This is a genomic window from Bremerella alba (genome assembly GCF_013618625.1).
Classification (GTDB): Bacteria; Planctomycetota; Planctomycetia; order Pirellulales; family Pirellulaceae; genus Bremerella; species Bremerella alba.
In genome coordinates, this window is sequence record NZ_JABRWO010000008.1 from 1 (window position 1) to 15449 (window position 15449).

Annotated in this window: 12 protein-coding genes; 9 read left to right on the forward strand and 3 right to left on the reverse strand. The window is 54.6% G+C overall.

The window, feature by feature from the left end:
- Positions 1–301: 301 nt before the first annotated feature.
- Entirely contained in the window at positions 302–1705 is a 1404-nt protein-coding gene (locus HOV93_RS14250) for an HD domain-containing protein (RefSeq protein WP_315853415.1), read from the reverse strand.
- A gap of 277 nt (positions 1706–1982) precedes the next feature.
- Here HOV93_RS14250 and HOV93_RS14255 point away from each other — a divergent pair, with 277 nt between their 5' ends.
- Positions 1983–3911: a hypothetical protein gene (locus HOV93_RS14255; RefSeq protein ID WP_207397189.1), complete on the forward strand. Its 1929-nt coding sequence runs from the start codon at positions 1983–1985 to the stop codon at positions 3909–3911.
- A gap of 41 nt (positions 3912–3952) precedes the next feature.
- On the opposite strand, the gene HOV93_RS14260 is transcribed toward HOV93_RS14255, so the two are convergent.
- Positions 3953–4660 carry a hypothetical protein gene (locus HOV93_RS14260; protein WP_207397190.1) on the reverse strand — a complete coding sequence of 236 codons (708 nt, stop codon included), beginning with the start codon at positions 4658–4660 and terminating at the stop codon, positions 3953–3955.
- Positions 4661–4944: 284 nt separating this feature from the next.
- Between HOV93_RS14260 and HOV93_RS14265 the strand changes: the two genes are divergently transcribed.
- The 8 genes from HOV93_RS14265 (at position 4945) to HOV93_RS14300 (ending at position 14846) form a co-directional block, all read left to right on the forward strand.
- On the forward strand, positions 4945–6384 hold the full coding sequence (locus HOV93_RS14265) for a magnesium chelatase (RefSeq protein ID WP_207397191.1): 1440 nt from the start codon (positions 4945–4947) through the stop codon (positions 6382–6384).
- 108 nt (positions 6385–6492) lie between these two features.
- Positions 6493–8202, forward strand: coding sequence for a VWA domain-containing protein (locus tag HOV93_RS14270; RefSeq protein ID WP_207397192.1), 1710 nt, complete (start codon positions 6493–6495; stop codon positions 8200–8202).
- A 321-nt stretch (positions 8203–8523) separates the two neighbouring features.
- Positions 8524–8724, forward strand: coding sequence for a YjfB family protein (locus HOV93_RS14275; protein ID WP_207397193.1), 201 nt, complete (start codon positions 8524–8526; stop codon positions 8722–8724).
- 373 nt (positions 8725–9097) lie between these two features.
- Positions 9098–9691 carry a hypothetical protein gene (locus HOV93_RS14280; RefSeq protein WP_207397194.1) on the forward strand — a complete coding sequence of 198 codons (594 nt, stop codon included), beginning with the start codon at positions 9098–9100 and terminating at the stop codon, positions 9689–9691.
- Positions 9692–9748: 57 nt separating this feature from the next.
- Positions 9749–10390 (forward strand): HAD-IA family hydrolase, encoded by a 642-nt coding sequence (locus tag HOV93_RS14285; RefSeq protein ID WP_207397195.1) that lies wholly within the window; start codon positions 9749–9751, stop codon positions 10388–10390.
- 405 nt (positions 10391–10795) lie between these two features.
- Complete coding sequence (locus HOV93_RS14290; RefSeq protein ID WP_207397196.1) at positions 10796–11242, forward strand: hypothetical protein; 447 nt, start codon at positions 10796–10798, stop codon at positions 11240–11242.
- An 81-nt stretch (positions 11243–11323) separates the two neighbouring features.
- A complete protein-coding gene (locus HOV93_RS14295) occupies positions 11324–12232 on the forward strand; it encodes a DUF1559 domain-containing protein (protein ID WP_207397197.1) in 909 nt (302 codons plus the stop codon).
- A gap of 259 nt (positions 12233–12491) precedes the next feature.
- Complete coding sequence (locus HOV93_RS14300; protein ID WP_207397198.1) at positions 12492–14846, forward strand: carboxylesterase family protein; 2355 nt, start codon at positions 12492–12494, stop codon at positions 14844–14846.
- On the opposite strand, the gene HOV93_RS14305 is transcribed toward HOV93_RS14300, so the two are convergent.
- Complete coding sequence (locus HOV93_RS14305) at positions 14847–15449, reverse strand: hypothetical protein (protein WP_207397199.1); 603 nt, start codon at positions 15447–15449, stop codon at positions 14847–14849.

Consider the following 15449-nt stretch of genomic DNA (forward strand, 5'->3'; position numbering starts at 1 on the left):
GATCAGCTTGATCAAACAGCAGAAAAGCAAGGAAAGCATCGTGATGCGGCGGCGTATGGCAGGCTGGAACGTGAACTTCCTAGCGGAAATCATAGGCCTGCCAACGACTTAGTATGCGTTAGCCGTGAGCATATGTATAGTGCTCAAATGAAAATTTTTTAAGATTCGCGCGGGCGTGGGTTTTTAAGCAGATTTCAGGCGTCCGGCCCGCGCCCGCGTGGGGCCTTACTTCTCTTCCGCAGAAGAGCCAATCGCCTGCGGGAAATTGAAATGCGGCGTGAGGAGGACGATTCTTCGTCCGCTACATATTGGTCAAATCGTCCACCGCATGGTTTCCTACCAGCCGGTCGAGTGCCGCGGCCAGTTGGGGTGCCAGGGAAGCGTCTTGGGCGTAGATCCGGCAGACCACGCGGCTGACCGGTAAGGAACGGAAGATCTTGTCGGTGGTCAGCTCTTTGATCTTCTTTTGGGCGGCGTCGTACATGAAGTTCTGGTGGTCGCTGGGGCCGCGGGTGTTGGGGCGGAAGACGGTTCGGTTCAGGGCGATCTTCAGCGGGGTTTCTTTTAGCTCGGTCGGCAGCACCTCGCGCAGGGCCGTCAGGGCGAAGCTTTCGTTGCGGAAGATGGTCATCTCTTGGCTTTCCCCTTCGTCGAAGCGGAGCGAACGTTCGCAGATAAAACGCCAAGGGATGTTGCGATTGAGGAGGTCTTTCCACTTCCGGCCTACTTCGGCCTGATGGGGGTCGTCAGACTGGTGCCAGCGAGCCGCATCGACCAGGAGGCTGAATTCGGTGAAGCCTTGGTAGGCGGCTAAGTTCTCGATGGGGTTGCCGGGGAACATCCAAGGGCGGCTTTCGGCGAACAAGTCTTCCAGCGTCTTGTCGATCGCCATCACTTCGCGGTGGAAGTACACGGTTTGAAAGAGCTCAGCCCGAACGTTCATGAACCGGATAAGGGCCGCCATGCCGCGTTCGTGAATGGTAAGCCCTTTTTCAGTGAAAAAACTGTAGCGGATTAGTCGCTCTAAATCGTACGACTGTTGGCTGTAGCCGGTCATGTAGGCATCGCGGAGGACGAAGTCCATGTTGTCGATGGTGTAGATGCCGCTGAGCAGGCTACGCAGAAAGCTGAGCCACTGGGGCCGCTCGGCCTGATCGCCGGGCTTGGGCCGCTGAATCATCCAGGCAAGTTGCTCGGGATCGATGCGTTCGTGGTCTTCCAACTGCGAATAGGGATTACGCCGAAGCTGGGCGAGTAGATCCCCCAACTGGTGCTGAATGATATGGGCACCGAGCGATTCGTGCGTCAGGTTGAAGTGCTGCAGGAAGTGGCTATCGAAGAAATGTCCGAACGGACCGTGCCCTACATCGTGCAATAGGCCCGCCATTCGCAGGAGAGTTTCGACGTGGCCGCGCGAAGGGGTGTCGGGGCAGACCTCCTTCAGGCTCGGATACAGCTGATCGATCAGCCGGCTGGCCAGGTGCATCACCCCCAGTATGTGCTGGAAACGAGTATGCTCGGCGGTGGGGTAGACCCACCAGGCCGTTTGCAGCTGATGAATCTGACGCATCCGCTGTAGCCAGGGATGGTCGATGATGGTGCGTTCGGTGACTTCATCAGGGGAATTTCCTTCCGAGACGAAGGGAACATAACCATGAATGGGGTCGTAGCAGAGGGACTCGGCGGCGATTTTATCGAGATTCACCCTTACTCCTTTGGGGTTAATTGGGGCAAGCGTGGCTAGCAGAGCTTGCACCAGATTCGCTAGTTTCGCAGAATCAGGGAGATTCGTTAATTGTTGTAATCGTTATATCTTATGGATATCGGTTGTCGTTTTACCGGCAGATGTATGGAACTAAGGCAGTTCCGAGTTGGAATTTTAAACGCATTTGCCGATAGAAATAGCACCTCGGATTTTCCCGAATGTACGACAGGCAGCCTTTTGGGGAAATCCGTTTCACTCAGGCGGAGGAGTTTTGATTGTGATGCAGGCATATCGCTGGGCGCGGTTCGCCCTACTTTGCGTAGGTATTTTCTCATTCGCTCAGCATCAGCTACAAGCTGCTCCGAAAGCAGCGACGGTGCTCCCCCAGACCATCAAGAGCTACGTTTCGATCCCTGATTACGATCAGGCATCGTCGAACTTCGACGAAACGCAGATCGGTAAAATGATGGCCGACCCGGTCATGAAGCCGTTTACCGACGACCTGAAAGAGCAGATCAAGCAAAAGCTGATCGCCGGTGGCGTGAAGCTGGGCATTACGCTCGACGACCTGCAAGGCGTCTACGCCGGCGAAATCTGCTTCGCCAACGATCAGCCCAACGGCGCGAAGTCGGACGGCGTGGTGGTAACGATCGATGTGACCGGCAAGAAAGCCCAGGTCGATGCGTTGCTGGCCAAGATCTCGCAGAATCAAAAGCAAAAAGGGGCCACCGAGTCGAAGGTCACCATTGCTGGCGTTCAGGCTACCAAGTTCGACCTTCCGCCTAACGCCGAGAAGCCAGGCCCGAGCGAAGCTTACTACGCCATTCAGCAAGATCTGCTGATCGCTACCGACTCGAAAGCGACCCTAACCTACATCTTGGAAGCAATCGCTGCCGCCAAGCAAGACAACCTGGCCTCGCTGGAAGCGTTCAAGGCCGTGCTGGCTCGGGCTGAAGAAGGCCGCGGACCGGAAACGTACGACTTCGAATGGTTCGTCGAGCCGTTTGGCTACGCCGAAGTGATCCGCTCGCAGCAGGGTGGCCGCAAAAAACGCGGTACCGACATGCTGCAGCTGCTGCGGAATCAAGGTTTCGACGCCGTGAAGGGCCTGGGTGGTTACGTCAACTTCATGGTGTCTGACGATGACGACCAGCTGGAAATGGTCCACAGCTCGTTTGTGTACGCTCCGCAAGACCCCCAGGCCGAAGCTGGCGAGCGCTTCAAATTGGGTGCCCGCATCTTGAACTTCCCGAACGACAAGAACTACCAGCCGTACGATTGGGTTCCTGGCGAGATCGCCACGTTCCTTAACTTCCGCTGGAACGTGCAAGACGCGTTCAAATTCAGCGAAACAATCGTCAACGAATACGCCGACGACGAGATCTTCGACGAGCTGATCGAAAGTCTGGAAAAAGATCCTGCCGGTCCAAAGGTCGATGTCGTCAATCAAATCGTCAAGCATCTCGACGACAAGGTCTGCATGCTGGTCGACGTGAAGACGCCGATCACGCCGCAATCGGAACAACGCCTGGTTGCTGTGCACTTGTTGGACGCAGCCCCGGTGAAAGCGGCCATCACGCAGATCATGGAGCAAGACCCCAACGCCGAGAAGCACCCAGTGGGTGAGGAAGAAATTTGGGAGATTCACGAAGAGGAAGAAGAAATCCCCACGCTGGTCATCAGCGGTCCTGGCTTCCCGGACGCGTTTGCCGCCAACAATCAGTTCACCCAAGGTGGCAACAAGCCCAAGATCCCCAACGCAGCCGTCGCGGTGGTGGGTGATTGGGTTTACTTCGCCAACAACAAAGAGCTGATCAAGAAGGTCATCTTGACCAAGCAGGCTGGGGCCGACGCCAAACTGCTAAGCCAAGCGGCCGACTACGCACGAATGGACAAAGCCCTGGCAGCTTTAGGAAGCGGCGAAGACAGCTTCCGCCACTTTGCCCGCACCGATCAGGCTGCCCGCGTCACGTACGAACTGATGCAGCAAGGCAAGATGCCGGAATCGGAATCGGCCTTGGGCAAGGTCATCAACGAACTATGGAGCATGGGCCAAGACGACGAAACGATCACCCGCGAGCAGGAGATCGACGCCAGCAAGCTGCCGCCGTTCGCCCAGGTCGAAGGCTACCTCGGCCCGACCGGTTCGTACGGCCGCACTGAAGATGATGGCTGGTACGTTTCCGGTGCGATGCTGAAGAAGTAGATTGCCTGCGGGCACGATTGAAATAAGAAAGAAGCCTCGGCCTAGCCGGGGCTTTTTTTATGGAACTGGCTTTCTTCGCCATGATGCTTCAAAAGATACTGCTTCAGCGGCTGGGAAACAAACACGGTCATCATCGTAGCGCCGCTGTGTTTGGTGCCTGACTGGATATGCAGGTTCACGCCGTTCTCGTAAAGTTTGCAGGGACGCACGATGATCTGGTCCCACGGGGTGTACTTAAACGACACGGCCGCCATGCCGTTCTCGAAGAACTCGATCGCTCCGAAGTCTCGATCCCACCACAACTGCAAAAACAAAATCGTTGTGAATATGCCGACTTGAACCTGGGAGATGATTACGATCCAGGGGAAGTCTTGTTTCGCAAATAGAATGGCCAAGATCAGGTTCGCGAGATACACGATGGCCATGAAGAAGAAGTTGCAGGCCGTTGCGGTTCGCCCGAGGGCTCGTGATCTGGCCATGCCGACGTTGGTTTGCCCTACACGCCGACCGGCGACCGACAAAACTTTCTCGCGCAGCATCGAGCAAAAGATAAACGTCGCGGCGACGACGGTCATGTCAACAAGAAGAATCATCAGGGCAAAGACGGCCTGACGAGCAGTCATCGTGCGAAATAGGGGCGCAAGCAGGGCAGAGGCCAATGCCAACACGGCTATCAGCACCAGCAAATGAATCAGGCCGAACTGCCGAGGGCGTTCGTCAACGAGTTCCAGTTCTGGTTCGGTGTCCATGGCATTCGTAAAAGGTGGCCAGCTTCGTCAATGCGGTTAGATTACCTTACCCAACATCGCAAGTACACATTCGCAAGCTCTGCTCGATTGGCTCTACTGCGATGTCGACACTTGGCTCTTTTTAAAGCCAGGGTGGATGATAACGCCCAGCTTTTGCGGTTATGTTGAAGACCTATCGGAGGATTCGACTCCCCTAATATGGCGAAAGCTTGGCGTTTAGGCCGGTCGCGCTATAATTCGAGGAGTTTCCAGAAAATCGACCATCCACGGGGAAGTTTGGAATAGTGACAAGCTCGAACGACGTGACCGACACCGCCTCGCGCCCAGTGAACTTGAAAGAATTGAAGGAGAGCGGTTGGCAGTCGCGCTCTGTGAAAGAGGAAATTCAAGAGAACTTCATTCGCATGCTCGCTGCCGAGCAGGAAACGTTTCCCGGGATGGTCGGCTACGAAGACACCGTCTTGCCGGAGATTCACCTGGCGCTGATCGCCGGACACGACATGCTGTTCATGGGCGAGAAAGGGCAGGGGAAGAGCCGCATGATGCGGATGATGGTTCGCTTCCTGGATGAAGCCTTGCCGTACCTGAACATTCCTGGCTGCCCAGTCCATGAAGACCCTTATCATCCGATCACCTCGATCGCCAAAAACTTCGTGGCTGCGCACGGGGACGAAGAGATCCCCATTGCCTGGTGGCCGCGTGCAGAACGCTACGCCGAGCGTCTGGCACCTGGGACCAAGTTTGCCGACGTGATCGGCGAAATCGACCCGGCCAAGCTGGCCGGCGGCGTGAGCATGAGCACCGAAGAAGCGTTGCACTTTGGCCTAATCCCACGGATGCACCGGGGGATCTTCGCCATGAACGAACTGCCAGAGCTGGACGAGCTGGTCCAGGTGGGGCTGTTCAACATGCTCGAAGAACGCGACGTGCAGATCCGCGGATACCCCGTGAACTTCGATATCGACCTGGTGCTGCTCTTCTCGGCCAACCCTTCCACGTTCAACCGCAGCGGCAAGGTGATCCCACAGTTGAAGGACCGCATCGGTTCAGTCATTCATACGCACTACCCACGGCAGCGTGACCTGGGGATTCAGATCATCGAGCAAGAGGCCGACGTAAGCTTAGAGGGCGAGTACCCGGTGGTGATGCCGTACTTCATGAAGGAAGTGCTTGAACAGGTTACCGAAGCGGCCCGGCGTAGTAAGTTTGTCGATCAGCAGTCAGGCGTCAGTGCCCGGTTTAGTATCGCCAACTACAGCACCGTGATCGCCTCGGCCCGGCACCGTGGGATTTTACTCAACGAGAAGCCAGCGGTGGTCCGCCTGAGCGATTTCGGGCACATCTATACGTCGAGCCTGGGCAAGCTGGAACTCGACATGATGGGGAGCCATCAGATGTCCGAGCGACAGGTTCTCGATGCGTTGATTGCCGAAGCGGTCGGAACGGTCTTTCAGGAATACATTCAAGAGCACGGGCTCGAAGAGATCGCCGAGATCTTCCAGAAAGGGATCAAGATCGAGGTGGGCGATTTGCTTCCCTCAGATCATTACGGCGACCGGCTCAAGCGGGTTCCACCGGTCTGGGATCGCGCGTTTGAAGTCAACGCGTCGGAAAACCCAGCCATGCGGGCCTCGTGCGTCGAGTTCGTGCTGGCAGGCTTGTACGCGTTGGATCGCATCAGCCGAGCCCAACACCACGGCAAGATAACCTACGAGTTTGAATAGGCACACAGCGAGCGACCGCACTAGTCCCCTAGCTCTCTCCCCCGATTACAGGGGCGAGGGGACCTGACAATGTACCATTCGACTGCCCTTTGTAGGGCTTAAGAGCCAATGACAAAATCACCACGCAAACACAAACCGGGCGGAATTGTTCATACCTATCAGAAGTATGACCCGATGAAGTTCCCGAGCCCTAAGACTCCTCCGCCTGATCTTGTCTCGCCGGCGATGGAGCATTGGTTGATGTATGGCGATCGGATGGAGCTGACGCCGGAGCAGTTGGCCAATGCGGTGAAGATCGACCCGAGCCAGATTGCCGGCCTGGGGCCAAGTATTGAATCGTTGATCAAGATGCTTGAGGAGCGCAAGCGAAAGATCCTCGAAACGTACGAAACTGATGCCGCCCAAAAAGGGGCCAAGAAGGCCTACCGCGACCATGGCGAGCCGATGCAGCCACCCAAACGGCAGCGAGAGAGGTTTCAACTCGGCTTCGAGCAAGAGCAACTGTACGACTTAGAACGTGTCTGGTATGGCTTGGATGACGAACGCTCGCCGTTTGCCCGCGACCTGGTTATGCTGATCGAGCATCTCAGCCGGAAGTACGAAGTCGACCAGCTGGTGGCCAAGTATACCTTCACCGGTCTTCAGGCGATGACTGTCGACAAGGCGATTGAGGTCAAGGAAGAGCTGGAGAAGATCGACGAACTGCTCGAACAGCTGAAACAGGCCAAAGAGAACGCCCAGATCGGCATCATCGACATGGAGCAGCTTTCCGAATACGCCGACCCAGGCGAGATGGAACAGCTGATGCAGCTTCAGCGGCAGGTCGAACAGTATTTGCGCGAGCAAGCCGAGCAGCAGGGGCTGACCAATCAGTCAGGTAACGTCCATTTAACGCCGCAAGCGTACAAGATCTTCCAAGGGAAACTGCTTGAGCGGATCTTCGGCAATCTGCAGGCATCGCGCACCGGTCGGCATCAAGGACCGATCGTGGGGGAGGGGGCTGTCGAGCTGCAGTCGACCAAAGACTACGAATTCGGCGATTCGTTGACCAATATGGACATCCCTCAGACGCTGATCAACGCGATGCTGCGTCAGGGGGACGAGCGTCCGCTGCAAATGCGTAGTGAAGACATTGTCATTCACAAGACGAAGAACAATCCCAAGTGTGCGACCTGCGTGATCATGGATATGAGCGGGAGCATGCGGTACGACGCCCAGTATGCGAACGTCAAACGGATGGCCTTGGCGATGCAGGGACTCATACGCAGCGAATATCCCGGCGACTTTTTGCAAATGATCGAGATGTATTCGTTCGCCAAGCCGGTGGCCCCGGGAGATGTGATTGGTTTGTTGCCCAAACCGGTCACGATTCACGACCCGGTGGTGCGGCTGCGGGCCGATATGAGCAAGCCGGAAATTAGCGAATACCGGATTCCGCCCCACTTCACCAATATTCAGCACGCACTTCAGCAAGCTCGCTTGTTCCTTAGCAGCCAAGATACACCCAATCGGCAGATCATTTTGATAACCGATGGTCTGCCGACGGCTCACTTTGAAGGGCACGAGCTCTTTTTGCTCTATCCGCCGGACCTGCGCACCGAAGAGGCGACGATGCGTGAAGGAAAGTTGTGCCAGCAACAAGGAATCACGATCAATATGTTTTTGGTGCCTAGCTGGTCGCAGAGTGAAGAAGACATCCGCTTCGCCTATCGGCTGGCCGAATCGACCAAGGGCCGCGTCTTTTTTACGGCCGGAAACGACCTGGATCGCTACGTGGTGTGGGATTACATCAACCGCAAACGCGAAGTCTTAGGATAAGTGACGAAACTGCGGTTCATAAAGGCACCATCCCGCAGGTTGACCCAGAGATGAATCTCTGGGCCAACCTTGGTCTTAAGAGCATCTTCGGTGTTTTGGGGATCGATACCGTTAAGTATCTGTGCCGTCCGCACCTATCGTTGCATCGCTTCGGCCTGCGGTTTACCTCATCTAATCGGAAAAACGAGCACAACTTTCCCTTGGGCACGTTTTGGCCAAGTCTTTCGCCCATGTTTGCCGATGAAAGAGACACGGCTTGGTCGTTTTCTTTTGGGGAATCGGTCTATCGTAAGACTCAGCATCACTCTCGGGAGCAGAAAAATGGCAAGCGTGGATGGTATCGCTTCGCAAGCGACGGCGATTCAACAGTCTCAAGTTCAAAATCAGGCAGATATTGCGGTTGCGAAGAAATCGTTAGACGCTCAAAAGCTGCAAGGCGATGCTGCGGTTCAGCTGATTGAGTCGGCGGCACGTATTAGCAAGTCGCCCGGTAGCGGTAACTTGATCAACACGTCTGGCTAAGCCACGTTCGCGAATCAAAACACATCACGCCGCGTTACTTTTTTAGTAACGACGGCGTGTTTTGTTTCTTGAAGGCAACAAGCACGTTTGCTCTGCACGCTACATTCACGCGCACTAGTGAGTTGCCTTTACGGAGGGAAGAGCTATGGTTCGTAATGCATACCGCGCGCGACGATTGCTTGTGCGAACATGACAATCGGCATGACAAAATCATGCGACAAACAACGCGTAAGTTATTGCGTTTTTAAAACGTCGTCGTTAGTCTAAAGAAGAGTGACATGCTTGCACGTCACCCAAGTCGCTACGGCAAACCTTGCAAATCAAAATTCAATTGCAAGTTTGCTCCCCAGCGAACACGTTCTGAAGGCTTTGAATGATCGATTACTATCAGGCATTTCTCGAAGCACCAAGCCGACAAGGCTTCCTGAAACTTCAAGACGAAGTGAAAACGGAAGCCGACTTTTGTTCGGTCGGAAGCTTCGTAAACCAACTGGCCGAATTATGCCAGCGCGGCTGCTATGAACAAATGTTCGAGCAGACCGAATTAATGCCGTTTGCCTGGGTCGCTTCTCCGTCGGCACATCTTTATGCGTCGATCGCTGCCCAGCAAATGGGATGCGACGACGACGCCGAACTCGAGCGTTTTATCACCGAATCGATCTTGCAGGGCTTGCTGGAAACGGGCGACGGCTCGGCTGACGCCCCTTACCGCATTACCTTTCTGTCGGATCGCCAAGATTTGCTGGCCTATTTCAGCTTAGATGTGGAAAAGCAGCGATTGGTCCGGTCTCCGTCCGGCATGATGGACGTCGTCACGACGACCACCGGAGACGACCTGTGCTTCCTGCTGGGTGACTTGGCCGCTTCCTCGCAGTTGAAAGACCGCCCGAATCTTCGCCTGAGCGTCGCCCACCCCCGCCTGGCCTCGAAGCGTCTGGCCGCGTGTTCGCCACGTCGTATTTGGTAACCGTTCTCCATCGGCAAACGTGCCGCGGTCATCTTTTTAGCCAGTGCTTTTCCGTCTATGTCTAGCTCGTGTGTTATTTTCGATTTAGACGGGACGCTCGTCGATAGCGAGACGCTCGGTTCACAGGCCTTGCTCGATCTGCTGCCGGAACTGGGCGAACCACTCCCCATTATTTCCGAACGTTACCGCGGCCAGCGGATGGCCAACATCGTTGCGGATATCGAAACTCGCCTCGGCAAAAAGCTGCCAGACAACTTCGAGGACGAGTACCGCGAATACGCTGCATCTAAGATTGAAGCCGAACTGCGACCGATGCCAGGCGTGGTGGCCATGCTCAATCAATTGCATCTGACGCGATGCGTGGCTTCAAGTGCACCCAAGGCGAAGATTCAGCTCGCGCTCAACGTGTGCGGGCTCGCATCGTTCTTTGGTAGCGATGTCTTCAGTTGCTACGAGATCGGCGCTTGGAAACCAGATCCGGCCATCTTTCGCCATGCCGCACAAGCGATGAACGTGACGGCCGAGCATTGTGTTGTTGTCGAAGACAGTGACGTGGGGGTCTCCGCCGCCACGGCCGCAGGGATGCGCGTTCTGCGCTATGATCCTGTCGGAAGCTATTCTTCTTCCGACAGCGTGCAGAGCTTTGCCCACATGGACCAATTGCTGGGACTGATCGTATCGATTAATGATTCGCGCTAATCCGTAGAGAGCTTTACCGTAGCGCAAGTTCACAGGAATCACCCGCCAATGGGGTTGCGCGATTGACGGGAAAGGGCACTTACAGGCCCGATCAATCTTTGTTCATCACCCCATCTTCTTAGCTGGGCGCTGGTAGACGTGCAAACATCAGTCATTGATGGTGGGTCAACACTAACCCTAAGCTTCAAGAGATGTTACGCCAAAGGTCTTTGAACCGACGATGCCGCGTCGTCTCTGCGATCAAAATCCAATACTGAATTAATAAAGTCTTGGTCTTGATATTTCGTGACATCACGGTAGCATAGATTTCATCGTTTGAGCGGTTGTCGATAAGACGTTAGTTCAAACATTAGACGGCAAATCGCTCTCGGTTTTCTTCTCTTCTCTTACAGATCGAGTTTCAGTATGCCAGTGTCGAAAGACAGGACCCTTAAAATTGAGTCCGTGGTGCTCATGCTTTGTGTGAGCGTCAGTACATTGTTTCTCTCCGGTTGCGGAGGGGCGGTCGACCCGCTCAATCGTCAGGCGATAAGTGGTGAAGTCACCCTGAATGATCAGCCCCTCGATACCGGTTCGATCTCTTTCGACCCGCAAGATCGCGACCAAGGCCGGCCTGGTGGTGCGACCATTCTCGATGGAAAGTTTTCAGTCGAAAGCGAACGAGGATTACCGCCGGGTACCTATACGGTTCGTATTAATAGTGCCGATGCCACTGCCGAAGCGGCCGGTGAACCTGGCGAGTCCCGCCGCCTGGCGAAAGAACGTATTCCTACCCAATGGAATAGTAAAAGCGATCAAACCATCACAGTCGTTGACGGGGAGGATAACTCGTTTCAATTCGCCATCCCCTAGGCGACCTTAATAAACTCACACCTCATCTGCTCCCATGCACACTAATTCCTTTTCCTATTTTGGAGCTATACCGTGGTTCGAATGCGCGCTTCTCGAGGATTCACCCTCGTAGAACTTCTTGTCGTGATTGCCATTATTGGCGTGTTGATTGCCTTGCTTCTGCCAGCCGTGCAACAGGCCCGAGAAGCTGCTCGAAGAATGCAATGTTCTAATAATTTAAAGCAATTGGGACTGGCAATTCACAACTATCACGACACGTTTCAGAACTTCCCAGGCGGCACTTACGCCTGCTGTTGGGGAACCTGGCAGGTCTCGATTCTGCCGTTCATCGAGCAGAAAAATCTGTACGACAACTACAACATCACCGACAAGTACGTCACCAGCGACTCTCGCTACAGCGGCGATGACAATATTGACGTAACGACGGTCGAACTCAGCGCACTAACGTGCCCGAGTGATACCCCCAACAAGCCGCTTGGGTCGATCACCTCGCACAGCTACGGCGCGAACTACGGTAACACCGATTACGACCAGGGCACCGTCAATGGAGTGGAGTTCCATGGAGCTCCGTTTAAGTACGTCAACAACGATGAGGGCTCGAAGGGCTATCAAGGGTTCCGTGATATTACCGATGGTACTGCCAATACGGTTCTGTTTGCCGAGAAACTGCAGGGCGAAGGGAAAGACCTCAGGGCCTATTCATGGTGGGGTGACGGGAGCTCGGTGTCTGGTTACTTGACGCCAAATACTTCTGACGCAGATCGTATTTACTCTGCCAGCTACTGCAACAACTTGCCACTGAAGAACCTGCCGTGTGCTGCCTCGACGTCGAGTGCACCGTCGATGTTTGCGGCGCGAAGTCGGCATCCCGGCGGAGTGCAGGTAGTGCTTTGCGATGGTTCGAGTCGCTTTATCACCGAAACCATTCAAGTCGACACTTGGCGAAATCTGATGTCATCGCGCGATGGCCAAGTGCTGGGCGAATTTTAGGAACCCCTTGATAGCGGCTTTTCACGACTCTCTTCCGATCGAGGCTAGGGGGCAAAACCGGTACTAACCGCGTTTTGCCCCTTTTTTTTGCCAGAGGAGGGAAACAATGGGTCGATCTGTAACGATTTTATTGCCCCTCTGGCAGGTTCCTCGATAATGGTAGGGGGAGAGTGCTGCACGAACCATTGGACGAAGCGGCATTTGACCTAATCTATAATGCTGGAAACGATTTCGCGTCCTTCTCTCTTCCGTGGTTTGCATGAAACGTCAAACGAGTTATCTCATCGCATTGGGTATCCTCTGGTTCGCCGCTCCGGCGACGGCCTGGGGCACGATCGTGGAACTCAAGAACGGGATGCGTCTGGAAGGCTCGGTCGGCAAGATCGCCAGCATGAGCGACGACCCACTCAAAACACCGACCGCCGGTGCCGTCGACAACCAGTTGATTGTCCTGGTCGACAACGACCTAAAGCGAACGTTTGTTTCGACCTACCAGGTACAAGACGTTCAAGAGGCGGCCCCCACCCCGGTCGAACGCGTGAAGATTGATCAACGCGTGGCCGTTTCTGGACGCAGCGTACACGCGGTCGGAGAAGGGATTCGCGTAACACCCTGGGACGAGTTCGGTCGACGAATCTATTCTATGCAAACCGCACGCGGACCCGTCGATGTCATCCAAGGCATCACCGAGATCACACCACAGTGGACGCGTGTCGAAGGCCTGATGGCCGACAGTCCTCATGTTTGGGATATGCGAATCCGCACCAGCAGCATCCCCCGCGATAAGCTGAGTCAGATTCTAATGCGTCGCATCGACCCAAAAGATGCTGCTCAGCGCCTACAGATTGTGCGGCTCTACCTTCAAGCCGAACGCTACCGAGATGCGGCCGCTGAACTTTCAGCGCTAATGAATGACTTCGAGGATTTGAAAAAGCAGTTCGGCAAACAGTACGAAGAATTGATTCAACTGAGCGCCACCACGCTGATCGATGAGGTCGAACTTCGCAAAGAGACGGGGCAGCACAACCTGGCCTATGGCATGTTGAATAAGTTCCCCGGCGATAAGGTTGCCAGTTCGACGCTGCTCAAGGTCAAGTCGATGCTGACCGAGTACCAGACCGCCTACGAACGCCGCGACAAGATGTTTAACTTGCTGAGGGAACATCTCGCAGAGTTTACCGATCCTGCTCAGAAGCCGATCGTCGAAGAGGCGATTGCCGAAATAGAAGCCGAGCTGAATATCAATAATATGGATCGGCTGGGCCCCTACATGCGACTTTCCGATGACCCATCGCTGAAGATCGACGAGAAGTTAGCCTTGGGTATTAGCGGCTGGATACTTGGTCCTAACGATTCTCAGGAAAACCTGGCCGTAGCCCTGAGCGTGTTTCAGGCTCGTGACCTCGTCAGCAATTATGTCAGCAACCGAAAAGACGTCGACCGAAGAAGCATTCTGGAAAAGCTAAAGGGCATGGAAGGCGGCTCGCCGGCGTATGTCTCTAAGATCTTGTGGTTCATGAAGCCGCCACTGTCCAATGCCGAGCCTGAGACGTCCTCAGAGATTCCCGGCTACTTCCTGATGCGCGTGCCAGGCGTGCCTGGGCGTTCCGATTTCTTCTATTACGTTCAGTTGCCACAAGGATACGACCCTTACCGAAAATATCCCACCATCGTGACCTTGCACGGGGCAGGAACCACCGCCGAACAGCAGATCGATTGGTGGTCAGGTTCTCATAGCGAAAAAGCCAAGATCCGTACCGGTCAGGCAGCCCGCAATGGGTATATTGTGATCGCTCCGATTTGGGCGGAAGAGCATCAGTTTGAATACAACTATTCGGCCTACGAGCATGCGTCGGTCCTGTTCAGTTTGCGTCACGCGCTGCGTCATTTCTCGATCGACACCGATCGAGTCTTCCTCAGCGGGCATTCGATGGGGGGCGATGCGGCCTGGGATATCGGCCTAGCACATCCTGACCTGTGGGCCGGTGTCATTCCGATTGTTGCCAAGGCCGATAAGTACGTGGCACGGTACTGGGAGAATGCCCGGAACGTTTCGCTGTACTTCGTCTGCGGGGAACTCGATGGAAATAAACGTGAGGTCAATTCCCGCGACTTCGACCGCTATCTGACGAAAACGAATTTCGATACTACCATTGTCGAATATCGAGGACGTGGGCACGAACATTTCCAGGACGATATTCAGGATATCTTTCGCTGGATGGATTACCACAAACGTGTCTTCTTCCCCAAGGAATATGACGTCGTCGCGATGCGGCCGTGGGACAATTTCTTCTACTGGTTGGAAGTGAGCGACTTCCCCGAACGCAGCCTGGTTTTACCGGCCAACTATCCGGAAGCAAGGAAATCTCCGGTGAAGATCACCGCCAAAGTCCTGGCAACCAATGGTGTTCTCGTGAATAGCGGCACCGGCAAAGCGAACATTTATCTGACGCCAGATATCGTGAACTTCGACGAGCGGATGACGATCACCTACGACGGTCGGAACTACGGCAACGGGGTCAAGCCGTCGACCGAGGTAATGCTGGAAGATGCTCGTACCCGAGCCGATCGCTTGCATCCGTTCTGGGCAAAGGTCGATACGAACGACCGGTAGCTAAGGGGCTGGTTTTCCATCAAGTTTCACTTCTACGAAGAGGCGATGGAGTAAGTCGATGATCGCTAGTTGATCCGCCAGCTCTCGAAGGTACGCCTGGTCGAGCTGTCCCCGATTATTCCTGGCTAACATCGAGACATCGTTCCATTGTCTTTCTGAAACTTCGTCCCCCTCACGATACCATAGTAGCTTCGCGAGAACGATGTCTTCTAGCGATGCGATTGGTACACACAGTTGTTGTTCTGCGTCTAATGGGGCCGCTTTGGCTCGGGCGAATGCTGATCGATCGAACTCGCGATTCTGATTAATAAAGATGTCTACTTTAAAACCGGTTTCAAGATGAATCAGGTTAAAACAGGATCGATTGAAGATGGCGTTTCGAATCGTGGCTTCATCGGCGTAAAATTCGTCTACGATTTGAGAGAAAAATGGCAGTACATGCCGCTCTTGAATATCGGCAATTAGATCGACATCGATTGTACTACGCGGGACCCCATGATAAGAACTTGCTACGCTTCCTCCTACGAAGAAGGGGATTTGCAACAGATCTAACACCTCAATGACAGAGCGTGCCGCTACGATGAGGTCGTTTGATGTGCTCAC